This window comes from Flavobacterium sp. DSR2-3-3, from assembly GCF_049896585.1.
Taxonomy (GTDB): Bacteria; Bacteroidota; Bacteroidia; order Flavobacteriales; family Flavobacteriaceae; genus Flavobacterium.
On the sequence record NZ_JAFCUP010000012.1, the window covers coordinates 60,608 to 87,531 of the forward strand.

Here is a 26,924-nt window from a genome sequence, read left to right on the forward strand (position 1 = left end):
TATCTTTCCTTGCTTAAAGAAAGCAAGTAAAGGATGTCGCTGTTATCACGAACGCAAAATCCCATAAAGAAGAATATTTTATAACAAAATACTATCTTTGCACCAGTATTTACAACAAAATCACAATCTTAAATTCATATTACAATGCGCTACGCAGAAAATATATTAGGCACAATCGGCAATACACCTTTAGTTAAACTCAATAAAGTAACTGCTGAAGTAGAGGCTTTGGTACTTGCAAAAGTCGAAACGTTCAATCCTGGAAATTCAGTAAAAGACAGGATGGCCGTAAAAATGATTGCAGATGCTGAAGCCGATGGACGCTTGAAACCAGGCGGCACAATCATCGAAGGGACTTCAGGGAATACTGGAATGGGATTGGCATTAGTAGCTATTATAAAAGGGTATAAACTGATTTGTGTAATTTCAGACAAACAGTCCAAAGAGAAAATGGATATTCTTCGTGCAGTGGGAGCAAAAGTTGTGGTATGTCCTACGGATGTAGAACCTACTGATCCAAGATCCTATTATTCTGTTTCTAGAAGATTAGCAGAAGAAACTCCTAATTCCTGGTATGTAAATCAATACGATAATCCTTCAAATGCAATAGCGCATTATGAGCAAACGGGTCCCGAAATTTGGGAGCAAACAGGTGGTAAAATCACTCATTTTGTTGTTGGTGTAGGAACTGGAGGAACAATTTCCGGAGTGGCAAAATACTTGAAAGAGAAAAATCCAAGCATTAAAATTTGGGGAATTGATACGTATGGTTCTGTGTTTAAAAAATACCACGAAACAGGAATTTTTGACGAAAATGAAATCTATTCGTATATCACCGAAGGAATTGGAGAAGACATTCTTCCAAAAAATGTTGACTTTTCTCTAATTGATGGTTTCACAAAAGTAACCGATAAAGATGCTGCAGTGTACACCAGAAAAATTGCGCTTGAAGAAGGAATATTTGTTGGGAATTCTGCTGGAGCAGCAATAAAAGGATTGTTACAGCTTAAAGAACATTTTAAACCCGAAGATGTTGTTGTGGTACTTTTTCATGATTCAGGAAGTCGTTATGTGGGCAAAATGTTTAATGATGACTGGATGCGGGAACGTGGTTTTCTGGAAGAAGAAATCACAAAGGCCGAAGATGTTATTAAGGATCATATCGATAAACCATTAATTGTGGTGCGTACTGAAGAGTTGGTTTCTCATGCTATTGAAAGAATGCGTAAATACAAGATTTCTCAAATTCCGGTAATTGATATCACTGGATTTGTAGGTTCTGTTGATGAAAGTGATTTGTTTCAAAGTTACGTGGCTGACAAAGATGTATCAGATAAACCAATTAAGGAAATTATGGGGAAACCTTTCCCAATAGTGAAACACGGAACACCTATCGAAGAAGTTTCAAAATTATTCACGAAAGAAAATGAAGCTGTTTTAGTGGAATTAGAAAATGGAAGTCACCATATTATTACCAAATATGATATTATTGGTTCAATAAAATAAGCTTAAAACACGGATTTATTGCTTTATATTCTCCTGCAAGGTTTTTCGAACCTTGCAGGTTTTTTTTTAATGCAGTTTAATAATATTATTTTTTAGGAAATTGTAATTTGTAAACGTTGTTGCTGAAGTAGAAGTTTTAAAACCTAAAAGTTTACAAGAGGAAATGAAAAGAAAGCTGTCGAATGCGTTGAACTTGTATAATTGATAGTATTTTTGTAGATCTAATATAAAAATCGCTACACGAGCCAAGAGGGCGAACTGGCGAATCAATCCCAAATCTAAAATTAAATTGACCTTTACTGCTATAGATTTTGAAACGGCAATAGGATATCATCCCTGTTCCGTAGGTATTGTTACCGTTGAAAACGGAATAATTACAGATGAGTTTGTCAGCTTGATTAAACCTCCAAACAATTTATATTCGCCTTTTACCATTCAAGTGCATGGTATATATCCTCGCGATACCGTGAATGCAAAATCATTTGCCCAAGTGTATCCCGAAATTCAAAAAAGACTTCGAAATAAAGTTGTAGTAGCCCACAATGAAAGTTTTGATAGGAATGTTTTGGCGAAATCAATGGCGCTTTATAATTTAGATTACGCGGATTTAAATATCGCTTCTCGATGGGAATGTACCGTGAAAATTTACAGAGCCAAAGGATTAAAACCAACCAAATTGAGTGATTGCTGTCGGGAAATGAATATCGCATTAAATCACCACGAAGCTTTATCGGATGCTCGGGCTTGCGCCAAATTATATTTGATGAAATAAAATCACGATTATTTTACTAATTATCATAATGTAATTTGTTTTCTACATGAAATCGATGTTTCATTTTTAATTTAAATAATTTGCTATTTCTTTTTTTACTACATTAGTATTCAATCTAATATGGTCAATATGAAAGAAGATTTCCTTCATTATCTGTGGAAATTCAAGAAGTTTGATACCTTGAATTTGAAAACCTTCAATGGAGAGGAAATCACAATTATCAATGTTGGTCAGTATTTAGAACTTGCCGGACCTGACTTTTTTAATGCCCAAATAACTATTGGTAATCAAAAATGGGCGGGAAATGTAGAAATTCATCTTAAATCTTCAGACTGGTATGTGCATCATCACGAAAGAGATGAAGCCTATAAAAATGTGATTCTTCATGTGGTGTGGGAACACGATACGGAAATTTTTAGAAAAAACAATATTGAAATTCCCGTTTTGGAATTGAAGAAATACGTTGATAAAAGTACCGTGGAGAACTACCAATCTTTAATGGCTCCAAAATCGTGGATTTTTTGTGAAAAGCAAATTCAGGAAATTGAGGAATTTGTGTTTAAAAATTGGCAGGAACGTCTATTTTTTGAACGCTTAGAAAGAAAATCCAAGCTGATATTTGATTTACTGGAACAAACGAATCACGATTGGGAAGCGTTGTTGTTTTGTCTTTTGGCCAAAAATTTCGGATTAAATACTAACGGTGAAATCTTTTTTAAAATTGCCCAAACTATTCCTTTTCCTGTCATAAGAAAAGAAAGTTTTGAGGTTGAAAATTTAGAAGCTTTGATTTTTGGAACTGCTGGATTATTGGATTCTGAAAAGGAAGATAATTATTTTAAGGATTTAAAATTCAGGTATTTTTATTTGCTGCATAAATATCAATTCGATAAGCCATATGTGGAACCTGTTCAATTTTTTAAGCATCGTCCGGATAATTTCCCAACGATCAGGCTCTCGCAATTGGCTAATTTATACAATAGCCAACAGAATTTATTTTCGAGAATCAACACGTTAAATTCTTTGAAAAGCTGTTATAATTTGTTTCAGGTATCAGCTTCTGAATATTGGCTCAATCATTATCAATTTGATAAAGAAAGTCCGAAAAAAAAGAAATCGCTTTCTAAATCTTTCATCGATTTGATTGTTATAAATACCATAATTCCGCTACAATTCGCTTTTGCAAAAAGTCAGGGAAAAGAAATTTCTGATGATTTAATTCGTCTCTTAAATGAAGTTGCACCTGAAAAAAATGCTATTATTGATAAGTTTAATTCTTTCGGAATTGTTTCAAAAAGCGCTTTTGACACACAGTCATTACTACAACTCAAGAATGAATACTGCAACAAAAGTAAATGTTTAGAGTGTGGTGTGGGAATAGAATTGTTGAAAAAACAATTAGTGGTTTAGCAAAGGCGTCAATTATATAATTTTGTAATTTTGCACATAACGAATAATTAATAAAATGTCAGCGATTATAAAACTCAAGTTTTTTTTTGAGAAACACGGTTTTCATGTTTCCTCCCGTTTAGCGGATACTTTAGGAATGCGTGCCAGTAGCGTACGACTTTTTTTTATTTATTTATCGTTTGCCACCGCTGGATTGTGGTTTGCCGTTTATTTAACGCTGGCTTTCTGGATACGATTAAAGGATTTGATTCGGGCAAAACGGACTTCGGTTTTTGATTTATAAATGCATTCAAATTAAAAAAGGGATTATGAAGTATTTCATTTACTTTATAATCCCTTTTTTACTTATGATATCAATCTACTTCTCAGGATTGTTTAACTTACTTTTTTTCTTTCCGTAAATAAAATAGATAATAACACCTAATGCCATCCATAATACTAATCGGATCCAACTTTCATAAGGAAGCGAATACATCAAGTACAGACAAACCAAAACACCGGCTACAGGTACATAAGGCACAAAAGGCGTTTTGAAAGCTCTAGGGGCATCTGGCATTTTTTTTCTCATTACCAAAATACCAATACACACTAATACAAAAGCTAATAAGGTTCCGATACTTACCATGTGTCCTAAATCACTTACGGGAACTAAACCGGCAAATAAACTGACAAAAACCATAAAGAAAAGATTTGTTTTCCATGGAGTTCTGAATTTCTTGTGAATTTCACTAAAGAAAGGGGGTAATAAACCATCATTACTCATGGTGTAAAAAACACGACTTTGTCCCATCAACATCACCAACATTACGGAAGTATATCCGGCTAAAATAGCAACAATTAGTCCAGTTTGAAGAAAATCATAACCTGTTACAGCAAAAGCAGTCGCAGCTGGTTTTGCATCGTTAGCAAATTTATAATAAGGCACAAGTCCAGTCATAACGTGAGCAAACAGCACGTACAAGATTGTACATATAACGAGTGATCCTAAGATTCCAATCGGCATTCCTTTTTGAGGATTTTTTGCTTCTTGTGCTGCTGTTGAAACAGCATCAAAACCAATAAAAGCAAAGAATACGGTTCCCGCTCCTGCTGCAATTCCAGACCATCCAAACTCCCCTTTAACTCCTGTGTTTTGCGGAATGTATGGAGCGTAATTTGCCGGGTCAATAAATTGCCATCCAACAATTATAAAAATAATAACAACTATAACTTTCAGAATTACTAAAACATTATTGATAGATGCTGATTCTTTAGTTCCTCTAATTAATAACAAGGAAAGTAGCGAAACAATTAACACTGCGGGAAGGTTAAAATACCCACCGTTAATCACCGTACCGTCACCTAATGTTAAAGTTTCCCACGGAGAACAAATAAAATTAGGATTAAGATGAACGCCATATTTGCTTAATAACTCAAGGAGGTAACGTGACCAACTAACACCCACAGTTGCTGCTCCCAAGGCATATTCTAAGACTAGATCCCAACCTATAATCCACGCCATGAATTCTCCCATAGTGGCGTAAGAGTAAGTGTATGCACTACCTGCAACAGGTATCATAGAGGCAAATTCTGCATAGCATAATCCAGCAAAGGCACACCCTATAGCAGCCAATATAAAAGATAGCGTTACCGCCGGTCCTGCATGCTCTGCCGCTGCAATTCCTGTTAACGAAAATAATCCTGCTCCAATAATTGCTCCAACTCCAAGTGCGACAAGAGAGCCTGACGATAATGTTCTTTTTAATCCTTTTTCAGATTCTGATGCTTCATTTAGCAATACCGAAAGGGGTTTAGTTTTCCAAATTGACATGGGTTATATGATTTTGTTTGTTATTAAGCTCCAAATGTATTGTTTTTTATAAAAAATAAAAACAATAATTGAATTTTAAGTTGCAAAAAAGTAATTTCATTATCTTTATTTGATGTTTATCTTAAGAAATAACATTTTTTAAATGTAGTAATGCGAAGTTTTACTTTATTTTAAATTATGTTTTATTTCTTTCAACTATTTTTCGTCGGAAAGTAATAGGTTTGGATTTAATTTCTAAATTTAAAAAACTTATTGTACGATTTTAATCCTGATATTTTACATGAATTTTAAAACAGTGCAAACTTTCTTTAGCCTCACTCGAGAGCAACGTACGGGTATTTTCGTGTTATTTGCAATCATAATTTTTTTGCAAATGATTTATTTTTTTGCAGACTTTAGTTTTAAAACCGGAGAATATCCTGATAAGCAAAAATGGCTTTCTTTGCAATCTCAAGTTGATTCTATGAAAATAGATGATAGCAGAAAGTTGCCTAAATTGTATCTTTTTAATCCTAATTTCATAACAGATTATAAAGGATACAAATTAGGAATGTCAGTGGAACAAATTGATCGCTTGTTGGTTTTTAGAAAAAAAAATAAATACGTCAACTCACCCGAAGAATTTCAAAATGTGACTAAAATCTCCGATTCCTTATTAAATTTGATTTCGCCTTATTTCAAATTTCCGGATTGGGTAAATAATAAGAAAGAACTCAAAGAATATAAAAAGCGTCCATATATTGATTTCTCTAAAAATGAAAAAATTGTTTTAATCGATATTAATCAGGCGACAAAAGAAGATTTAGTCAAAATTTACGGAATTGGCGAAGCTATTTCTGTTCGTATTTTGAAACAAAAAGAAACTTTAGGAGGATTTGTTTCGATGGAACAAATGCAGGATATTTGGGGATTATCACCTGAAGTAATTGAAAATTTAATAACACATTTTAAAGTTTTGGCAGTACCACGATTTAAAAAAATAGAGGTCAATAACGCTTCGTTGAGGGAGCTTTCACAGTTTCATTATTTTAGATACGCGTTGGCTAAGGAAATCGTAACGTACAGGAGTATGAATGGAAATATTAAGAATATTGAGGATTTAACAAAAATTAAGGGATTTCCTGTTGATAAAGCAAATATAATTGGCTTATATTTGGACTTTAATTAGAAGTATCAAATTTAAAGCTATGGAAAGTAGTATTATTTTACATTTTTAAATAGATGCATTACTTTTTTATTTACTAATTATTTTAACCGTTAAAAAAAGCAAAAACTGAAACATCACCGCATCATTATGTTTCAATTAATACCATTTGTTAAAAAAATATACAATATATGAATTCAATTTATTTCACTGAAGAACACCAAGCATTTAGAGAAAGTTTAAAAGACTTTTTGCAGAAAGAAGTTGTTCCGCATATAGAAAAATGGGAAAAAACAGGTACGATAGACCGTTTTATTTGGGAGAAATTTGGCGAGATGGGGTATTTTGGTCTTGCATATCCAGAGGCTTATGGCGGTCTGGATCTAGATTTATTTTACACTGTTATTTTTCTCGAAGAATTACAAAAAATTAAGTCGTCAGGTTTTGCTGCTGCAATGTGGGCTCATGCATATTTAGCAATGACCCATTTGAATGCAGAAGGTGACGAAAGAATAAAACAAGACTACTTAATACCAAGTATCGCGGGAAAAAAAATAGGTGCTTTATGTATTTCAGAGCCTTTTGGAGGTAGTGATGTTGCGGGGATGCGCACTAATGCCGTCAAAAAAGGAAATAAATATATTATTAATGGTTCCAAAACATTTATTACAAACGGAGTTTATGCAGACTATTATATTGTTGCTGCAAAAACTAGTCCTGAACTTGGGAATAAAGGGATCAGCATATTTTTAATGGATACCAGTTTGAAAGGTATATCGGCTGTCAAGTTAGATAAATTAGGTTGGAGAGCATCCGATACAGCTGAAATCGCATTTGATAACGTAGAGATTCCAGCAGAAAACTTAATGGGTGAAGAGGGGAAGGGATTTCCTTATATCATGCAGCATTTTGCTTTGGAGCGTTTAATAATGGCGATAAACGCGCATGCTAGAGGAGAATATGCGATAGATTATACAATAGATTACATGTCTCATAGAGAAGCTTTCGGAAAAAAAATCAGTAAGTATCAAGCATTGAGACATACGCTTGTTGAGCATGCAACGGAGGTAGAACATTGTAAGGTTTTTAACTACGCCGCAGTCGCTCGTTTAGACAAAGGAGAATACGTTGTAAAGGAGGCGACTATGGCTAAGCTAAAATCTACTAAAGTTGCAGATGAGGCTATTTATAGCTGTTTACAAATGTTAGGTGGTTATGGTTACATGGAGGAGTATCCATTAGCACGTTTGTTTAGAGACAGTCGTTTAGGACCAATAGGCGGAGGAACTTCAGAAATTCTTAAAGAGATTTTAGGAAAAATGATTATTGATAATCAGAATTACGAGCCTGCAGTAAAGTAGTTTGGCCTTAAAACAATTATATCAAAAGCGAATAAGTTTTTCGTAACATGATGCTTTAGGCTCAATAAAGTGGGTTTTAATAAAGAAAAAAAAGAGTCAATTTATTTTTTGACTCTTTTTTTGTGCCGAAAATAGTAGTGGAAATCCTTTACAGGTGCGTCGCTACGGAAAAGATTGCAGCGAATGCCTGAGAGTAAATGAAAACGTAATCGTGTTACGGAATTGATGTTTTGCAAGCACGCTCAAAATAAATCAGCAATTCATAACTAAAAATTCAAAAATTTATTTACTTTTGCACACTTAAAGAAAGGGGGTGTCTATATTATGTTAATTATACCAATTAAAGACGGAGAAAATATCGATAGAGCGTTAAAACGTTACAAAAGAAAATTTGATAAAACAGGAACTGTACGTCAATTAAGAGCACGTACTGCTTTTATTAAGCCTTCAGTTACTAATAGAATCAAAATTCAAAAAGCGGCTTATATCCAAAATATGAGAGATAACTTAGAAAGTTAGTCGATTCCATTAAATAAAAAACCGTTAGTCATCAAAATTTTATAACTTTGATGCTAACGGTTTTTTTATGTCTACAAATAAAGATGCATTTCGAGATTATCTCTGCTTAGAGAAGAAATATTCCTCACATACAATAACGGCGTATTGTAAAGATATTAATTCTTTTGAATCGTTTAATAAGCTCCATTTTGATCAGGAAAATATTGATCAGGTTCACTACGGTCAAATTAGAAATTGGATAGTTTCATTAGTTGATGATTCAGTATCCAATGTTTCGGTGAATAGAAAGATAGCTTCCTTAAAAGCGTTTTACAAGTTTCTATTAAAAACGAAACAAATACGAGTTAGTCCGCTTTTAAAACATAAAGCGCTCAAAACTCCCAAGGTTATACAAATTCCTTTTTCTGAAAAGGAAGTGCTGGCAGTTCTGGATCAAATACAAAATACAATTGGATTTGAAGAGGTCAGGAATAAGCTTATTATTGATTTATTTTACACGACAGGAATGCGAAGAGCTGAATTGATTAATCTTCAAATAGAAAATATTAATTTATCGAGTGGTACTATAAAAGTGTTGGGAAAGCGAAACAAAGAGCGCATTCTTCCTTTTTTATCAATAATTACAGATCAGTTTTCATTATACTTATATGAAAGAACTTTACTGTCGGATATTGTTGATAATAATTATTTTTTTCTTACCAAAAAAGGGTTAAAATTAAATGATTCTTTTGTGTATCGATTAATAAATTCTAACTTTAGTGTTGTTTCTGAAAAAGTAAAAAAGAGTCCTCATATACTGAGGCATACTTTTGCGACACATTTATTAAATAATGGAGCAGATTTAAATTCAGTTAAAGAATTATTAGGGCATTCCAGTCTCGCGTCTACTCAGGTTTATACTCATAGTAGTTTGTCAGAACTTAAAAATGTGCACAAAGATGCCCATCCCAGAGGGCAGAAGTGATATAATGTGTAACAATTAAAAAAGGTGATTATGAAGGTAAGTGTTCATGCAGTTAACTTTACTGTTGACAAAAAGCTAGTAGATTTTGTTCAAGAAAGAATGGACAAGTTAGAAAAGTACTATGACAAAGTCGTGTCAGCGGATGTTTTTTTGAAAGTTGAAAAGACAAGTGATAAAGAGAATAAAATTGCGGAAGTGAAAATTAATGTCCCCGGAGATGATTTTTTAGTAAAAAAGCAGTGTAAAACTTTTGAAGAGGCTTTGGAACTTTCGGCAGAATCTTTAGAACGAATGTTGTTAAAAAGAAAAGAAAAGATAAGTTCTCATGTTTAATGTAAATTTTTTCAAAAAAATGTTTTGATTGAGAGATAAAATCTCTACATTTGCAGTCCGTTAGAAATAGCGGACTTTTTTTATTGATTCGCCAGCGTAGCTCAGTTGGCTAGAGCAGCTGATTTGTAATCAGCAGGTCGTGGGTTCGAGTCCCTCCGCCGGCTCAAGACTGTAAAGGTTTGATGATAGAAAAAGTAGGGGAGATACTCAAGCGGCCAACGAGGGCAGACTGTAAATCTGCTGTGTGAACTTCGCAGGTTCGAATCCTGCTCTCCCCACTAGTACTCTCTAAATTGTTGAATTATATTTTTAAATTAATTTAAAATTCAACATTTATAGTTTAAACGGAATTCTCTGCCGGTGTAGCTCAGGGGTAGAGTGCTTCCTTGGTAAGGAAGAGGTCTCGGGTTCAATTCCCGACATTGGCTCAAGTAAGTAGGAAATAGAAATTAATATATAACTAAGATTAAAAATTAAGTAAAATGGCAAAGGAAACCTTTAACCGTAACAAGCCCCACTTAAACATTGGTACAATTGGGCACGTGGATCACGGAAAAACTACATTAACAGCGGCAATCACTAAAGTATTATCTGATGCTGGTTACTGTCAAGCAAAATCATTTGATCAAATTGATAATGCACCTGAAGAAAAAGAAAGAGGTATTACAATTAACACATCTCACGTTGAGTACGAAACTGCAAACCGTCATTACGCTCACGTTGACTGTCCTGGTCACGCGGATTACGTAAAAAACATGGTTACTGGTGCTGCTCAAATGGACGGTGCTATTCTTGTTGTAGCTGCTACTGATGGGCCAATGCCACAGACACGTGAACACATTCTTTTAGGTCGCCAAGTAGGTATTCCTAGAATGGTAGTATTCATGAATAAAGTGGATATGGTTGATGACGAAGAATTATTGGAACTTGTTGAAATGGAAATCAGAGACTTATTGTCTTTCTATGAATATGATGGAGATAATTGTCCAGTTATTCAAGGGTCTGCTCTTGGAGGATTGAATAGTGATCCAACTTGGGTACCAAAAATTATTGAATTAATGGCCGCTTGTGATTCATGGATTGAAGAACCAATTCGTGATACAGCAAAACCATTTTTGATGCCGGTTGAAGATGTATTTACAATTACTGGTCGTGGAACTGTTGCTACAGGTCGTATCGAGACTGGAATTGCTAATACAGGTGATGCTGTTGAAATCATTGGTATGGGAGCTGAAAAATTGACTTCTACTATTACTGGAGTTGAGATGTTCCGTAAAATTCTTGATAGAGGTGAAGCAGGAGATAACGTAGGTTTATTGTTACGTGGTGTTGATAAAGAATCTATCAAAAGAGGAATGGTTATCATTAAGCCAGGTTCAGTTAAGCCACACGCTACTTTCAAAGCTGAGGTATATATCTTGAAAAAAGAAGAAGGTGGTCGTCATACGCCATTTCATAATAACTACCGTCCACAGTTTTACGTACGTACAACTGACGTAACAGGAGTTATTACTTTACCAGAAGGTGTAGAGATGGTAATGCCAGGAGATAACTTAACTATCAATGTTGCTTTGTTAAGCCCAATCGCAATGAGCGTTGGTTTACGTTTCGCTATCCGTGAAGGTGGTAGAACTGTAGGTGCTGGACAAGTAACTGAGATTGTAGGATAATATCTCAAAAAATATATAAAGCCAGTTGATTTTCATAACTGAAAAATCGCTGGCTTTTAACTAACGGGCGTAGTTCAAGGGTAGAATAGCGGTCTCCAAAACCGTTGATGGGGGTTCGAATCCCTCCGCCCGTGCAAAAAAATAAATCATAATGACAAAAGTTGTTAATTACTTATCGGAAGCATTTGAGGAATTAAAGTCAAATGTAACTTGGCCTGCCTGGCCTGAGGTGCAACGTCTAACGATTGTTGTTGCTGTTTTTTCAGTATTATTCGCCTTGGCAACATGGGGTGTAGATGAAATTTTCGCAAAAGCTTTAGCTGGATTTTTTAACTGGATAAAAGCTTAATCTTTTTATTATGGCAGATAATAATGTTAAAAAGTGGTATGTCGTTAGGGCAGTAAGTGGACAAGAGAATAAAGTGAAAGCATACATCGAAACTGAAATCGCAAGATTAGGGATGGAAGATTACGTTTCTCAGGTTTTAGTTCCTACTGAAAAAGTCGTTACTGTGAAAGAAGGAAAAAAAATCGTAAAAGATAAAGTTTATTTTCCTGGTTATGTTATGATTGAAGCGAATCTTATTGGTGAAATACCGCACATTATCAAGTCTATAACAAGTGTTATTGGTTTTTTAGGCGAAATAAAAGGTGGAGAGCCTGTTCCTTTGAGAATTTCTGAAGTAAACAGAATGTTAGGTAAAGTTGATGAGTTGGCTGTAAATACAGACACTCGTTCAATCCCTTTCAATATCGGTGAGACGATTAAGGTTGTTGATGGGCCCTTTAATGGATTTAACGGTACTGTTGAAAAAATTAATGAAGAAAAGCGTAAGCTAGAAGTAATGGTTAAGATTTTCGGAAGAAAAACACCATTAGAGTTGAGTTTTATGCAAGTTGAAAAAGTATAATTTTTTGTTACATCTATAATATCCATTACAATCGCTTCCACTGATTGTAGTGTTAAATTTTTTAAAAAATGGCTAAAGAAATTAGTAAGGTAGTTAAACTACAAGTTAAGGGAGGTGCTGCGAATCCGTCGCCACCGGTTGGACCTGCTTTAGGAGCTGCTGGGGTAAACATCATGGAATTCTGTAAGCAATTTAATGCTAGAACTCAAGATAAACCCGGCAAAATATGCCCAGTACAAATAACTGTGTATAAAGACAAATCATTTGATTTTGTTGTAAAAACTCCTCCAGCTGCTGTCCAGTTATTGGAAGCTGCAAAGCTAAAGTCAGGATCAGGTGAACCAAATCGTAAAAAAGTAGCAAGCGTTACTTGGGACGTTATCAAAGCAATTGCTGAAGATAAAATGGTAGATTTAAATGCATTCACAATCGAATCTGCTATGAGCATGATTGCTGGAACCGCTAGGTCTATGGGTATAACTGTATCAGGAGATTCTCCTTTTTAATTAAGAGAAAGACATGGCAAAATTGACAAAAAAGCAAAAAGAGGCTGCTTCAAAAATTGAAAAGAACAAACTATATTCTCTTAAAGATGCTGCGGCATTGATAAAAGTAGTTGCTTCTGCAAAATTTGATGAGTCTGTTGATATCGCAGTACGTTTGGGTGTAGATCCAAGAAAAGCGAATCAAATGGTTAGAGGTGTGGTAACATTGCCTCATGGAACTGGTAAAGACGTTAAAGTGTTAGCATTAGTTACTCCAGACAAAGAAGCGGAAGCTTTAGCAGCTGGTGCAGACTATGTAGGTCTTGACGATTATTTGCAAAAAATTAAAGACGGTTGGACAGATGTTGATGTTATCATCACTATGCCTTCTGTTATGGGTAAATTAGGTCCATTAGGTCGTATATTAGGACCTAGAGGTTTAATGCCAAACCCTAAAACAGGTACTGTAACTATGGATGTTGCAAAAGCTGTTCAAGAGGTTAAAGCTGGTAAAATTGACTTTAAAGTTGATAAAACTGGTATTGTGCATGCAGGAATTGGTAAAATTTCTTTTGGAATCGAGCAAATCGTTGACAATGCGCACGAAATTATTCAAACATTAATCAAACTTAAGCCAACTGCTGCTAAAGGAACATACATCAAAAGTATTTACCTAACGAGCACTATGAGTCCTGCAATTGCATTGGATCCTAAAGCAGTATAATTGGTAGTTAAAAATTTTTAGTATGACTAGAGAAGAAAAATCAATCGCGATTGAAGTTTTAACTGCACAGTTAGCTGGTACAAACATTGTTTATGTATCTGATATTTCTGGAATGAATGCAGAATCAACTTCAAACTTGAGAAGAGCTTGCTTTAAAGCAGGTATAAAATTAGAAGTAGTTAAAAATACCTTGCTTGCAAAAGCTATGGAAGCTTCAGCTAATGATTATGGAGATTTACCTTCAGTTTTGACTGGTAATAGCGCTATATTCATTTCTGAGATAGCAAATGCTCCTGGTAAAATTATCAAAGATTTCAGAAAAAAATCAGCTAAACCTGTATTAAAAGGAGCTTATATTAACTCTGAAATTTATATTGGAGATGATCAATTAGATGCATTAGCAACTATCAAATCTAAAGAAGAGCTTATCGGCGAACTTATTGGATTATTGCAGTCACCAGCACAAAGAGTTATTTCTGCTCTACAAAACCAATTCGCAAAAAGCGAAGAGGCTACAGAAGAAGTAGAAGCATAATAGAAATAGAGTTTTACTCTAATTTTATTTAAAAAACGCGCACAATAAATAAATTATATTTTTACAAATCATTTTAAAACGATAGAAAAAATGGCAGATTTGAAACAATTCGCAGAACAATTAGTTAACCTGACAGTAAAAGAAGTTAACGAATTAGCAACAATATTAAAAGATGAGTACGGAATCGAACCAGCTGCTGCAGCTGTAGTAGTTTCGGGTGGTGGTGAAGCTGCTGCTGAAGAAGTTCAAACAGAATTTACAGTTGTATTGAAAGAAGCTGGTTCTTCTAAATTAGCAGTTGTAAAATTAGTGAAAGAACTTACAGGTTTAGGTTTGAAAGAAGCTAAAGATGTAGTTGATAGCGCACCGAGCAATGTTAAAGAAGGTGTTTCTAAAGAAGAAGCTGAAGGGCTTAAAAAATCTTTAGAAGAAGCTGGAGCTGTTGTTGAACTAAAATAGTTAAACTCAGTTTAAAGAATAAGGTTTAGGTCTTGGGTTTAGTCACCCAATGACCTAAACCATTTTTCGTATAACAAAAGTCTACCTTGTATATTTACATAGTAGTCTTTGAAAACAGTTTTATTTTACCCATTACGAGGAAAAAAAATTAACAGATAATAAGAAAGTAGTTATCTTAAATTGGTTTTTAAAGATGTAATGGTAGTAAAAGGAAAGTATAAATAAATCCATATTTGTACAAAAAAATTACTTTTTTAATCAAAATTTTGTCCATAGATGATAACAAATCAGACTGAAAGATTGAATTTTGCCTCAACAAAAAATATTCCTGATTATCCAGATTTTCTTGATGTTCAGGTTAAATCGTTTAAAGATTTTTTTCAATTAGAAACCAAATCTGACGAAAGAGGCGACGAAGGGCTTTACAATACCTTCATGGAAAATTTCCCAATTACCGATACAAGAAATAACTTTGTATTAGAATTCCTTGATTATTTTGTAGATCCACCACGTTATACAATTCAAGAATGTATAGAAAGAGGTTTAACATATAGTGTGCCTTTAAAAGCAAGGCTAAAATTATATTGTACAGATCCAGAACATGAGGATTTTGAAACTATTGTTCAAGATGTTTATCTTGGTACAATTCCTTATATGACACCAAGTGGTACATTTGTTATTAATGGTGCTGAGCGTGTAGTTGTTTCTCAATTACACAGATCTCCAGGTGTTTTCTTTGGTCAATCATTCCATGCAAATGGTACAAAATTGTATTCTGCCAGAGTAATTCCTTTTAAAGGTTCTTGGATAGAATTTTCTACCGATATTAATAGCGTAATGTATGCTTATATCGATAGAAAGAAAAAATTACCGGTTACTACTCTTTTTAGAGCAATTGGTTTTGAAAGAGATAAAGATATTCTAGAAATTTTTGATCTAGCTGAAGAAATTAAAGTCTCTAAGACAGGTCTTAAAAAATATATCGGTAGAAAATTAGCTGCCCGTGTATTGAATACATGGCATGAAGATTTTGTTGATGAAGATACTGGTGAAGTAGTTTCTATCGAACGTAACGAAATAATCCTTGATAGAGATACTATTATCGACAAAGATAATGTGGAAGAAATCATTGATTCTAACGTTAAATCTATTTTGTTGCATAAAGAAGATGCTAATCAAGGTGATTATGCGATCATTCACAATACGCTACAAAAAGATCCAACAAACTCTGAAAAAGAGGCTGTTGAACATATCTACAGACAACTGCGTAACGCTGAACCGCCTGATGAAGAAACGGCTCGTGGGATCATTGATAAATTATTTTTCTCTGATCAACGTTACAACTTAGGTGAAGTAGGTCGTTATAGAATAAATAAAAAATTAGGGCTGGATACTCCGATGGAAAAGCAAGTCTTGACCAAAGAAGATATCATAACCATCGTGAAATATTTGATTGAATTGATCAACTCTAAAGCAGAGATTGATGATATTGATCACTTATCAAACCGTCGTGTTAGAACAGTTGGAGAACAATTGTCTCAGCAGTTTGGTGTTGGTTTAGCGCGTATGGCAAGAACTATTCGCGAGAGAATGAACGTTAGAGATAACGAGGTGTTTACGCCAATAGATTTGATTAATGCAAAAACATTGTCATCTGTTATCAACTCTTTTTTTGGAACAAACCAGTTGTCTCAATTTATGGATCAAACGAATCCACTTGCTGAGATTACGCACAAAAGAAGATTATCTGCACTAGGACCAGGTGGACTTTCGAGAGAAAGAGCAGGATTTGAGGTACGTGACGTTCACTACACGCATTACGGACGTTTATGTCCAATTGAAACTCCAGAGGGACCAAATATTGGTTTGATTTCATCTCTTGGTGTTTATGCTAAAGTAAACGGAATGGGTTTCATTGAAACACCGTATCGTAAAGTAACTAACGGAACTGTAGATTTAGTTTCTACTCCGGTATACTTAAGCGCAGAAGAAGAAGAGGGAATGATGATTGCTCAAGCAAACATTCAAATGGATGCTACTGGAAAAATTACTGCCGAAGACGTAATTGCGCGTCAAGAAGGTGATTTCCCGGTAATTGAACCAACACGTGTAGATTACACGGATGTTGCACCAAATCAAATTGCTTCTATCTCTGCTTCATTAATTCCTTTCTTGGAACATGATGATGCGAATAGAGCATTGATGGGATCTAACATGATGCGTCAGGCCGTACCATTAATTCGTCCTGAAGCTCCAATTGTTGGAACTGGTTTAGAGCGTCAAGTTGCTTCTGATTCTAGAGTATTGATTAATGCTGAAGGAGATGGAGTTATCGAATACGTAGACGCAAATATCATCACTATCAAATACGATCGTTCTGAAGAAGAAAGAATGGTGAGTTTTGAGCCGGATGAGAAAACATACAATCTAATTAAATTTAGAAAAACCAATCAAGGTACAAGTATCAACCTTAAACCTATCGTAAGAAAAGGGGATAGAGTGGTTCCTGGACAAGTATTATCAGAAGGTTATGCGACTCAAAATGGTGAATTGGCTTTAGGTAGAAACCTAAAAGTTGCCTTTATGCCATGGAAAGGATACAACTTCGAGGATGCGATTGTAATTTCTGAAAAAGTAGTTCGTGACGATATTTTTACTTCTATTCACGTGGATGATTATTCATTAGAAGTTAGAGATACTAAGTTAGGTAACGAAGAATTAACGAACGACATACCGAACGTTTCTGAAGAAGCTACTAAAGATTTAGATGAAAATGGTATGATTAGAATTGGAGCCGAGGTAAAACCTGGGGACATTCTGATCGGAAAAATTACTCCAAAAGGGGAATCAGATCCTACTCCGGAAGAGAAATTGCTTCGTGCAATCTTTGGGGATAAAGCAGGTGATGTAAAAGATGCTTCATTAAAAGCTTCTCCTTCTTTACATGGTGTTGTTTTAGATAAAAAATTGTTCGCAAGAGCGGTTAAAGATAAACGTAAACGTACTCAGGATAAAGATGCTTTAGGAGCACTTGAAATGGAGTTTGAAGTTAAATTTGTTGAATTAAAAGACAAATTAGTAGAGAAACTCTTCTTGATCGTAAACGGAAAAACATCTCAAGGTGTAATGAATGATTTGGGTGAGGAAGTTTTACCAAAAGGTAAAAAATACACTCAAAAAATGCTTTATGCTGTTGAAGATTTTGCTCACTTAAGTAAAGGTCAATGGGTTGCTGATGATGCAGCTAATAAAATGGTTAATGATTTGATTCATAACTATAAAATTAAATTGAACGATTTACAAGGTGCTTTACGTAGAGAGAAATTCACTATTACTGTTGGAGATGAATTGCCAGCAGGAATCTTGAAATTAGCGAAAGTATATATTGCCAAAAAACGTAAACTTAAAGTTGGGGATAAAATGGCGGGACGTCACGGTAACAAAGGTATTGTTGCTCGTATCGTTCGTCATGAAGATATGCCTTTCCTTGAAGATGGAACGCCAGTTGATATCGTGTTGAACCCATTAGGTGTACCTTCACGTATGAACATTGGACAAATTTATGAAACGGTACTTGGTTGGGCTGGACAAAACTTGGGTAGAAAATTTGCTACACCAATTTTTGACGGAGCAACTTTAGATCAAATTAATGAATTGACTGATGAAGCTGGAATACCACGATTTGGACATACATATTTATATGATGGTGGTACAGGAGAGCGTTTCCATCAAGCGGCAACAGTAGGAGTTATCTACATGTTGAAACTTGGTCACATGGTTGACGATAAAATGCACGCACGTTCTATAGGTCCATACTCATTGATTACACAACAACCACTTGGAGGTAAAGCTCAATTTGGAGGTCAGCGTTTTGGTGAGATGGAGGTTTGGGCACTTGAGGCTTATGGAGCATCAAGTACGCTAAGAGAAATTTTGACTGTGAAGTCAGATGATGTTATCGGTAGAGCAAAAACTTACGAAGCAATCGTTAAGGGTGAATCCATGCCAGAACCAGGATTACCGGAATCATTCAATGTATTAATGCATGAATTGAAAGGTCTTGGACTTGACATTCGTTTAGAAGAATAGAAGTTTAGTAGTCAGTGTTCAGTATTTAGTAATCAGTGTTAAACTGAACACTAAATTCTGAATACTGAACACTTTTTTAAAAGAGTTTTTAGGATTTATACCCGTAAACCGTTCCGATTTTTTACTAAGACTTAATAGGTTTTGTAAATAGCACTTCAAAATTTTTATTTGAAGTTTAGAGAAGTAATTCGAGGTCATGTTTAAGTCAAAAGGTTGAAAGTCTAAAGTCTAAAGTCATCCGTGGCTTTAAAAACTTTATGACATTTGACTTTAAGACTGAAATAAAATTAATTTTTTAATTGCAAATAAATCAATAGTAAAAGCTATGATGAATAATAGAAATAATAACAATAAAGATAAAAACCCTATAAAAAGGTTTAATAAAATCTCAATAGGACTTGCTTCTCCTGAATCGATTTTAAAAGAATCAAGAGGTGAAGTTTTGAAACCTGAAACTATCAACTACAGAACGCACAAACCGGAGCGTGATGGGCTTTTCTGTGAACGTATTTTCGGACCAGTAAAAGATTTTGAATGTGCTTGTGGCAAATACAAAAGAATTCGTTACAAAGGAATCATCTGTGACCGTTGTGGTGTTGAAGTTACTGAGAAAAAAGTACGTAGAGACAGAGTAGGTCACATCAATCTTGTTGTACCAATTGCTCATATTTGGTATTTCCGTTCTCTTCCTAACAAAATTGGTTATATCCTGGGTCTTCCATCTAAGAAATTAGATATGATTATTTACTACGAAAGATACGTAGTAATCCAAGCTGGTATTGCTAAAAATGCAGAAGGGGAGTCATTACAAAGATTAGACTTTTTGACAGAAGAAGAATATTTAAATATTTTAGATACGCTTCCTGCTGACAATCAGTATCTTGATGATTTTGATCCTAATAAATTTGTTGCCAAAATGGGAGCAGAGTGTATTATGGATTTATTGGCAAGAATTGATCTTGATGCATTGTCTTATCAATTGAGACACAATGCTAACAATGAAACGTCTAAACAACGTAAAACTGAAGCGCTGAAAAGATTGCAAGTTGTTGAATCTTTCCGTGAGTCTAACTTGAACCGTGAGAATCGTCCGGAATGGATGATTATGAAAGTGGTACCGGTTATTCCACCAGAATTACGTCCGCTTGTGCCACTTGATGGAGGTCGTTTTGCAACTTCAGATTTAAATGATTTATACCGTCGTGTAATTATACGTAACAACCGTTTGAAAAGATTAATGGAGATCAAAGCTCCAGAAGTTATCTTAAGAAATGAGAAACGTATGTTGCAGGAATCTGTAGATTCACTTTTCGATAATACTCGTAAAGCATCTGCAGTAAAAACGGAATCAAACAGACCATTAAAATCATTATCTGATTCCCTTAAAGGTAAACAAGGACGTTTCCGTCAAAATTTACTTGGAAAACGTGTGGATTATTCCGCTCGTTCGGTAATTGTTGTTGGACCTGAATTGAAATTATCTGAATGTGGTATTCCAAAAGATATGGCAGCAGAATTATACAAACCTTTCGTTATCCGTAAATTGATAGAAAGAGGAATCGTAAAAACTGTAAAATCAGCTAAAAAAATAATAGATAAGAAAGAGCCAGTAGTTTGGGATATCCTTGAAAATGTAATCAAAGGTCATCCAATATTACTGAATCGTGCTCCTACTTTGCACAGATTAGGTATTCAAGCTTTCCAGCCAAAATTAATTGAAGGAAAAGCAATCCAATTGCACCCTTTAGTTTGTACTGCATTTAATGCGGATTTTGATGGGGATCAGATGGCAGTTCACTTGCCATTAGGACCAGAAGCTATTTTGGAAGCACAACTATTAATGTTGGGTTCTCACAATATTCTGAATCCTGCAAATGGTGCTCCAATTACGGTACCTTCTCAGGATATGGTTTTGGGTCTATATTATATGACCAAAGAACGTTTATCAACTCCTGAGCTTAAAATTTTAGGAGAAGGAATTACTTTTTATTCTGCTGAAGAAGTAAATATTGCTTTGAATGAAGGTAGATTAGAATTGAATGCTTCTGTAAAAATTAGAGCAAAACATTTTAATGAAGCTGGTGACTTAGTTTACCAAATTATTAAAACAACTGCAGGTCGTGTATTATTTAATGAAGTAGTACCGGAAGCAGCTGGATATATCAATGATGTATTGACTAAGAAAAACCTTAGAGATATTATCGGACACGTTTTAAGCGCTACCGATGTACCTACAACTGCGGCTTTCTTGGACAATATGAAAGACATGGGTTATAAATTTGCTTTCAAAGGTGGATTGTCATTCTCTCTTGGGGATATTAGAATTCCAGATCAAAAACCTAAATTAATTGCAGACGCCAGAGAACAAGTTCAAGGTATTTCTGCGAATTATAACATGGGTCTTATTACCAATAACGAACGTTACAACCAAGTTATTGATGTATGGACTTCTGCAAATGCTCAATTGACAGAGTTAGCAATGAAAAACATTAGAGAAGACCAACAAGGTTTCAACTCGGTGTATATGATGCTTGATTCTGGAGCAAGGGGTTCCAAAGAACAAATTCGTCAGTTGACTGGTATGCGTGGTTTGATGGCTAAGCCAAAAAAATCTACTGCTGGTGGTGGTGAAATTATTGAAAACCCGATTCTTTCTAACTTTAAAGAAGGTCTTTCTATCCTTGAGTACTTTATTTCTACTCACGGTGCGCGTAAAGGTCTTGCGGATACAGCTTTGAAAACGGCCGATGCAGGATATTTAACAAGAAGATTGCATGATGTGTCTCAAGATGTTATCGTTAATATCGATGATTGTGGTACACTTAGAGGTGTTGAAGTATCGGCATTGAAAAAGAATGAGGAAATAGTTGAAACTTTAGGAGAAAGAATTTTAGGACGTGTAGTTCTACAAGATCTTGTTAATCCTTTGAACAGTGAAATTATAATTCGTTCCGGTGAGCAAATCACAGAAGTTATAATGAAAGCAATTGATGCTTCTCCTATCGAAAAAGTAGAAGTTCGTTCTCCGTTAACTTGTGAAGCGTTAAAAGGTATTTGTGCAAAATGTTACGGTAGAAATTTAGCTACTGGTAAAATGACACAAAGAGGTGAAGCAGTTGGTGTAATTGCAGCACAATCTATTGGAGAGCCTGGAACACAGTTGACATTACGTACATTCCACGTTGGTGGGGTTGCGGGTGGTATTTCTGAAGAATCTAGTATTGTTACCAAATTTAATGGTAAACTAGAAATTGAAGATTTAAAAACAGTAAAAGGAGAAGATAGTGAAGGTAATGCAGTTGATATTGTAGTATCTCGTTCTACTGAATTGAAATTAATCGATGAAAGAACAGGTATCTTATTAAGTACTAATAACATTCCTTACGGTTCTAGTATCTTCGTTAAAGACGGACAATCTGTAGTTAAAGGAGATGTGATTTGTAAATGGGATCCTTATAATGGAGTTATCGTTTCTGAATTTACCGGTAAAATTGCTTACGAAGAATTAGAACAAGGTCAATCATTCATGGTCGAAATTGATGAGCAAACTGGTTTCCAAGAAAAAGTAATTTCTGAATCCAGAGCTAAAAAATTAATTCCAACTTTATTGGTTTACGGTAAAGACAATGAATTGATTCGTTCTTATAACTTACCAGTTGGAGCCCACTTGATGGTTGAAAACGGTGAGAAAATTAAAGCAGGTAAAGTATTGGTAAAAATCCCGCGTCGTTCTTCTAAATCAGGAGATATTACTGGAGGTTTACCAAGAATTACAGAGTTGTTAGAAGCTCGTAATCCTTCAAACCCAGCTGTTGTTTCTGAAATTGATGGTGTCGTTTCTTTTGGAAAAATCAAAAGAGGTAACCGTGAGATTGTTATCGAATCTAAATTTGGTGATGTTAGAAAATACTTGGTTAAATTATCAAGCCAAATTCTAGTTCAGGAAAATGACTTCGTAAGAGCAGGGGTGCCTTTATCTGACGGTGCAATTACTCCGGATGACATTTTAAGAATTCAAGGACCAGCAGCTGTTCAACAGTATTTGGTAAATGAAATTCAAGAAGTATACCGTTTACAAGGGGTAAAAATCAACGACAAACACTTTGAAGTAGTGATACGTCAAATGATGCGTAAAGTAAGAGTACAAGATCCAGGTGATACTTTATTCTTAGAAGATCAATTGATTCATACTAAAGATTTTATTGTTCAAAATGATAAATTATACGGTATGAAAGTGGTTGAAGATGCTGGAGATTCTAGTGCATTAAAAGAAGGACAAATTATTACGCCTCGTGAGTTGCGTGATGAAAATTCTTTATTGAAACGTACAGATAAAAATCTTGTCGTGGCTCGTGATGTTGTTACTGCAACAGCAACACCAGTTTTACAAGGTATTACAAGAGCGTCGCTTCAAACGAAATCGTTTATCTCTGCTGCGTCGTTCCAAGAAACCACTAAAGTATTGAACGAAGCTGCTGTTGCAGGTAAAATCGATTACTTAGAAGGATTGAAAGAGAATGTAATCGTAGGACATAGAATCCCTGCCGGAACGGGTATGAGAGAATATGACAATACAATTGTAGGTTCGAAAGAAGATTACAATGACATGATGGCTAACAAAGAAGAATATATTTATTAAGATGAGTAATTCTAATCAACAACAAGAGCAGATTAATATTGAGTTAGATGAAAAAATTGCAGAAGGAATTTATTCCAACTTAGCAATAATTAATCACTCATCATCAGAGTTTGTTTTAGATTTTGTAAGTATCATGCCAGGTATTCCTAAAGCAAAGGTGAAATCAAGAATCGTCTTGACGCCGCAACATGCTAAAAGATTGCTAAAAGCAATTGGAGAAAATATTCATCGTTTTGAAGTCGCTCATGGCGAAATAAAAGACACTGAACAAGCACCCATTCCGCTTAATTTTGGTCCTGCGGGACAAGCATAATATTTTTAAAAGGCTCCAGAAATGGAGCCTTTTTTATTGATAAGCTATACTTGAATGAGACAAATTGTTGATGCTTTTCAATTTTTTAAAATTTGACACACACGTTATTCGAAATGATTTTTCAACTTTATACAAATTAAATATAAGTTTGTACATCCTTTTTAATTTAGCACTTACCAATAAGTGTTAAATTAACTATTGTACTATTCATTCAGTTAATACTTAGATATTGCCCGGGTTCTCCCATATCGTACCGCTCTAAATTTCGGTGTTTATGTAGTATGACAACATTAATTTACTATTAAATCTTCGGTGTAAACAACAAATTTGTACTTTAAACGATTATAATGGCGCTTCATCGAAAATATTTTTAGATGGCTTATGAATAATATACTTTCGCACTCGAAATAGATAAATAAATTCTGTTTACACTATAAAAACGAAACGTAATGAAATATTTTTCTTTAAAAGCAAATAAGAAAGTCGCATTGAATGGCTTCATGTTATTTGTTTTTATCTTAGTATCAAATACTTTTACTTTTGCACAAAATACGAAAAATCTAGCTGAAATAAACACAATTGAAGTAACAGATAGTGCTACCAGACAGGATAATGTTTCAACAGTTTCTACTTCAAATACTATGAACTTTGTGTTATGGTTTATGGGTTCTAAACAAGACCCAAACAGTACAATATATTCTGAAGGAACAAATACCAAAAAACAAGTTATTACTTCAGGAACAGCACCAAATCGTTTGTTAATCAAAGCTTTTTTGAAAAAAGCAGTGAACTTGGAGAGTATGGTCGCTTAATGCAAATCCATTTTTTAAAGACATAAAAAAAACGCTAATTTTTAAGTTAGCGTTTTTTTTGTGCAGTTTTTTTACTTTAATTTTAAAAAAACATATTATCATCCAAAAATTATTTTTTTTACTTAAAACTATTCAAATTCCGAAGTAAAATATAATTTCACATTTGGATATTTATTTTGCGTCATTTGAATCGTAAAATCAGAATCAGCTAAAAATACTAATTGTCCGTATTTATCATGCGCCAAGAATTTTTGTTTGATTCTTCTAAATTCTTTAAATTCTTCACTTTTTAGATCGTTTGGTTTTACCCAACATGCTTTATGCACGGGAAAGTTTTCATAGGTACATTTGGCGCCATATTCATGTTCTAAACGATATTGGATAACCTCATATTGAAGTGCACCAACTGTTCCAATGATTTTTCTGTTGTTCATTTCCAAAGTGAATAATTGCGCCACACCTTCATCCATCAACTGATCAATTCCTTTGTCCAGTTGTTTGGCTTTCATCGGATCTGCGTTATTAATATATCGGAAATGTTCGGGTGAGAAACTTGGAATTCCTTTGAAACTCATGATTTCTCCTTCCGTTAACGTATCCCCGATTTTGAAATTTCCAGTGTCATGTAAACCAACAATATCACCAGGATAGGAGATGTCGACGATTTCTTTCTTTTCAGCAAAAAAAGCATTTGGACTGGAGAATTTTAAATTCTTTTTTTGCCGTACGTGATAATACGGTTTGTTTCTTTCGAAAGTTCCAGATACAATTTTTATGAAAGCGAGACGGTCTCTGTGTTTTGGATCCATATTAGCATGGATTTTAAAAACAAATCCAGTCATTTTTTCTTCCTTAGGATCTACTAGTCGTGTTTCAGAATCTTTTGGTCTTGGTGAAGGGGCAATTTGAACAAAACAATCCAATAATTCTCTAACTCCAAAATTATTTAAAGCAGAACCAAAAAATACAGGTTGTAGTTTTCCGTCCAAATAATCCTGACGATCAAATTTTGGATATACTTCATCTATCAGTTCTAATTCTTCACGTAATCTGTCAGCAGGTTTTTGACCAATAATTTTCTCTAATTCTGGATTTTCAACATCAGAGAAAGCAATTGTTTCTTCAATATTTTTACGGCTGTCGCCACTAAATAAGTTGATATTTTGTTCCCATAAATTATAAATTCCTTGAAAATCATAACCCATTCCTATCGGGAAACTTAGCGGAGTGACCTTTAAACCCAGTTTTTGTTCCACTTCATCCATCAAGTCAAAAGCGTCTTTTCCTTCTCGGTCTAATTTATTGATGAATACAATAATAGGAATTTTTCGCATCCTACAAACGGCCACCAATTTCTCTGTTTGTTCCTCAACACCTTTGGCAACGTCAATTACAACTATAACACTATCAACAGCAGTCAAAGTTCTAAAAGTATCTTCGGCAAAATCCTTGTGTCCCGGAGTATCGAGAATGTTTATTTTCTTGTCTTTATAATTAAACGCTAAAACCGAAGTAGAAACCGAAATTCCTCTTTGGCGTTCAATTTCCATAAAGTCACTGGTAGCGCCTTTTTTTATTTTGTTGTTTTTTACAGCACCTGCTTCCTGAATTGCACCACCAAAAAGGAGGAGTTTTTCAGTAAGTGTTGTTTTTCCGGCATCAGGATGTGAGATAATCCCGAAAGTTCTTCTGCGTTGTATTTCTTCTAAAAAGCCCATATTTGTATAAATAGTTTGCAAAAGTACTATTTATAAACGCCATTTGAAAAAATTGTACAGTCTAAATGGAGTATGCGAGTTTTGTCAATTGAATTCTGTTAATTTAATTCAAGCATCGAATGTCCAAATTTAAAACTAGAGAAAAAACGTAAGCCTATCTTTACAGACAGTCTTAATAATGTTATCGGATTACCTATTGATTGACTAAAAAGAATATCCGTTTGGTTTACACTAAATTTTTACCCGTTTTTCTGCTTGATTTGTTTGTAACCAAATTGAATTTACAATGAATTCTTTGATTTTAGCATCGAACCAATTCGTTTGAATCTATCTTTCTTGAAATGATAAGGAATTGTTAATGTAAAACATTAAAACAAGGTTTTCATTATTACCATTTCTGCGAACAATATATTTATCGGAATCGCTACACAAAATTGATGTTTTCCCGAAAGCTTCATTACTATGAATCCGGATTAGATTGTTCATTTTTGTTTTGTTCAGCCATTCTTCATGGTGCGATAAAGTAGTGTTGGATACCCTTCATATGTCAAGATATAAACGTACCCTAATTCTTTTTCCCATCATATCATCATGTAAACGCTTTAGATTATTAGTATCAAAGGCATCTTCATTTACTAGATTCAACTAACTAATGCAACTTTTAGGGTGTATGTAAAGACATTTTTTCAAAAGAAAGGACTTTTAAAAAGCCCTCTCTCTCGAATGGAATAAATGTTCTTTATTTGCTCC

22 protein-coding genes and 4 tRNA genes are annotated in these 26,924 nt (G+C 34.4%); 24 read left to right on the forward strand and 2 right to left on the reverse strand.

All coding sequences use genetic code 11. From position 1 onward, the window contains the following. The first annotated feature begins 144 nt into the window (after positions 1 to 144). From ACP7AQ_RS14100 to ACP7AQ_RS14115, 4 genes are all read left to right on the forward strand, one after another. The gene (locus ACP7AQ_RS14100) at positions 145 to 1,506 is read left to right on the forward strand and encodes a pyridoxal-phosphate dependent enzyme (RefSeq protein ID WP_426095924.1); all 1,362 of its coding nucleotides are present in this window, start codon (positions 145 to 147) and stop codon (positions 1,504 to 1,506) included. Positions 1,507 to 1,795: 289 nt separating this feature from the next. Next, positions 1,796 to 2,278 carry a 3'-5' exonuclease gene (locus ACP7AQ_RS14105; RefSeq protein ID WP_426095925.1) on the forward strand — a complete coding sequence of 161 codons (483 nt, stop codon included), beginning with the start codon at positions 1,796 to 1,798 and terminating at the stop codon, positions 2,276 to 2,278. A 129-nt stretch (positions 2,279 to 2,407) separates the two neighbouring features. Beyond that, positions 2,408 to 3,688 (forward strand): DUF2851 family protein, encoded by a 1,281-nt coding sequence (locus ACP7AQ_RS14110; protein WP_426095926.1) that lies wholly within the window; start codon positions 2,408 to 2,410, stop codon positions 3,686 to 3,688. Between the two features lie 55 nt (positions 3,689 to 3,743). After that, a complete protein-coding gene (locus ACP7AQ_RS14115; RefSeq protein ID WP_091202338.1) occupies positions 3,744 to 3,971 on the forward strand; it encodes a PspC family transcriptional regulator in 228 nt (75 codons plus the stop codon). A gap of 75 nt (positions 3,972 to 4,046) precedes the next feature. Here ACP7AQ_RS14115 and ACP7AQ_RS14120 read toward each other — a convergent pair whose 3' ends face one another. After that, the gene (locus tag ACP7AQ_RS14120; protein ID WP_426064051.1) at positions 4,047 to 5,498 is read right to left on the reverse strand and encodes an amino acid permease; all 1,452 of its coding nucleotides are present in this window, start codon (positions 5,496 to 5,498) and stop codon (positions 4,047 to 4,049) included. Between the two features lie 373 nt (positions 5,499 to 5,871). On the opposite strand from ACP7AQ_RS14120, the gene ACP7AQ_RS14125 reads away from it, so the two are divergent. From ACP7AQ_RS14125 to ACP7AQ_RS14220, 20 genes are all read left to right on the forward strand, one after another. Continuing rightward, the gene (locus ACP7AQ_RS14125) at positions 5,872 to 6,666 is read left to right on the forward strand and encodes a ComEA family DNA-binding protein (RefSeq protein ID WP_426095927.1); all 795 of its coding nucleotides are present in this window, start codon (positions 5,872 to 5,874) and stop codon (positions 6,664 to 6,666) included. Between the two features lie 167 nt (positions 6,667 to 6,833). After that, a complete protein-coding gene (locus ACP7AQ_RS14130; RefSeq protein WP_426064049.1) occupies positions 6,834 to 8,003 on the forward strand; it encodes an acyl-CoA dehydrogenase family protein in 1,170 nt (389 codons plus the stop codon). Positions 8,004 to 8,327: 324 nt separating this feature from the next. Further along, a complete protein-coding gene (rpsU, locus tag ACP7AQ_RS14135) occupies positions 8,328 to 8,522 on the forward strand; it encodes a 30S ribosomal protein S21 (protein WP_035670421.1) in 195 nt (64 codons plus the stop codon). 67 nt (positions 8,523 to 8,589) lie between these two features. Next, positions 8,590 to 9,486 (forward strand): tyrosine-type recombinase/integrase, encoded by an 897-nt coding sequence (locus ACP7AQ_RS14140; protein WP_426095928.1) that lies wholly within the window; start codon positions 8,590 to 8,592, stop codon positions 9,484 to 9,486. 30 nt (positions 9,487 to 9,516) lie between these two features. Then, a complete protein-coding gene (gene hpf / locus ACP7AQ_RS14145; RefSeq protein ID WP_426064047.1) occupies positions 9,517 to 9,819 on the forward strand; it encodes a ribosome hibernation-promoting factor, HPF/YfiA family in 303 nt (100 codons plus the stop codon). A gap of 90 nt (positions 9,820 to 9,909) precedes the next feature. Continuing rightward, positions 9,910 to 9,983 (forward strand) — tRNA-Thr (locus ACP7AQ_RS14150). A gap of 33 nt (positions 9,984 to 10,016) precedes the next feature. Continuing rightward, positions 10,017 to 10,097, forward strand: a tRNA-Tyr gene (locus ACP7AQ_RS14155). A 78-nt stretch (positions 10,098 to 10,175) separates the two neighbouring features. Further along, a tRNA-Thr gene (locus ACP7AQ_RS14160) sits at positions 10,176 to 10,247 on the forward strand. Positions 10,248 to 10,301: 54 nt separating this feature from the next. Next, the gene (gene tuf, locus ACP7AQ_RS14165) at positions 10,302 to 11,489 is read left to right on the forward strand and encodes an elongation factor Tu (RefSeq protein WP_091202331.1); all 1,188 of its coding nucleotides are present in this window, start codon (positions 10,302 to 10,304) and stop codon (positions 11,487 to 11,489) included. A gap of 63 nt (positions 11,490 to 11,552) precedes the next feature. Next, positions 11,553 to 11,623 (forward strand) — tRNA-Trp (locus ACP7AQ_RS14170). Between the two features lie 17 nt (positions 11,624 to 11,640). Beyond that, positions 11,641 to 11,838 (forward strand): preprotein translocase subunit SecE, encoded by a 198-nt coding sequence (gene secE, locus ACP7AQ_RS14175; RefSeq protein WP_091202330.1) that lies wholly within the window; start codon positions 11,641 to 11,643, stop codon positions 11,836 to 11,838. A gap of 10 nt (positions 11,839 to 11,848) precedes the next feature. Beyond that, positions 11,849 to 12,400, forward strand: a complete 552-nt coding sequence (gene nusG / locus ACP7AQ_RS14180) for a transcription termination/antitermination protein NusG (RefSeq protein ID WP_426064046.1) — start codon at positions 11,849 to 11,851, stop codon at positions 12,398 to 12,400. A gap of 68 nt (positions 12,401 to 12,468) precedes the next feature. Further along, positions 12,469 to 12,906, forward strand: a complete 438-nt coding sequence (rplK, locus tag ACP7AQ_RS14185) for a 50S ribosomal protein L11 (protein WP_035639405.1) — start codon at positions 12,469 to 12,471, stop codon at positions 12,904 to 12,906. 13 nt (positions 12,907 to 12,919) lie between these two features. Then, positions 12,920 to 13,609 (forward strand): 50S ribosomal protein L1, encoded by a 690-nt coding sequence (gene rplA / locus ACP7AQ_RS14190; protein WP_091202328.1) that lies wholly within the window; start codon positions 12,920 to 12,922, stop codon positions 13,607 to 13,609. 22 nt (positions 13,610 to 13,631) lie between these two features. Continuing rightward, positions 13,632 to 14,144: a 50S ribosomal protein L10 gene (rplJ, locus tag ACP7AQ_RS14195; RefSeq protein WP_091202327.1), complete on the forward strand. Its 513-nt coding sequence runs from the start codon at positions 13,632 to 13,634 to the stop codon at positions 14,142 to 14,144. Positions 14,145 to 14,234: 90 nt separating this feature from the next. Further along, on the forward strand, positions 14,235 to 14,603 hold the full coding sequence (gene rplL, locus ACP7AQ_RS14200; RefSeq protein ID WP_091202326.1) for a 50S ribosomal protein L7/L12: 369 nt from the start codon (positions 14,235 to 14,237) through the stop codon (positions 14,601 to 14,603). Positions 14,604 to 14,879: 276 nt separating this feature from the next. Next, entirely contained in the window at positions 14,880 to 18,692 is a 3,813-nt protein-coding gene (rpoB, locus tag ACP7AQ_RS14205; RefSeq protein WP_091202325.1) for a DNA-directed RNA polymerase subunit beta, read from the forward strand. Between the two features lie 325 nt (positions 18,693 to 19,017). Beyond that, positions 19,018 to 23,331, forward strand: a complete 4,314-nt coding sequence (gene rpoC, locus ACP7AQ_RS14210) for a DNA-directed RNA polymerase subunit beta' (RefSeq protein WP_426064044.1) — start codon at positions 19,018 to 19,020, stop codon at positions 23,329 to 23,331. Between the two features lies 1 nt (position 23,332). After that, positions 23,333 to 23,644 carry a DUF3467 domain-containing protein gene (locus tag ACP7AQ_RS14215; RefSeq protein ID WP_073354716.1) on the forward strand — a complete coding sequence of 104 codons (312 nt, stop codon included), beginning with the start codon at positions 23,333 to 23,335 and terminating at the stop codon, positions 23,642 to 23,644. Positions 23,645 to 24,093: 449 nt separating this feature from the next. Next, positions 24,094 to 24,456 carry a hypothetical protein gene (locus ACP7AQ_RS14220; RefSeq protein ID WP_426095929.1) on the forward strand — a complete coding sequence of 121 codons (363 nt, stop codon included), beginning with the start codon at positions 24,094 to 24,096 and terminating at the stop codon, positions 24,454 to 24,456. A gap of 128 nt (positions 24,457 to 24,584) precedes the next feature. Here the strand turns inward: ACP7AQ_RS14220 and ACP7AQ_RS14225 are convergent, their stop codons facing one another. Next, the gene (locus ACP7AQ_RS14225) at positions 24,585 to 26,174 is read right to left on the reverse strand and encodes a peptide chain release factor 3 (protein WP_426064228.1); all 1,590 of its coding nucleotides are present in this window, start codon (positions 26,172 to 26,174) and stop codon (positions 24,585 to 24,587) included. Positions 26,175 to 26,924: the final 750 nt, after the last annotated feature.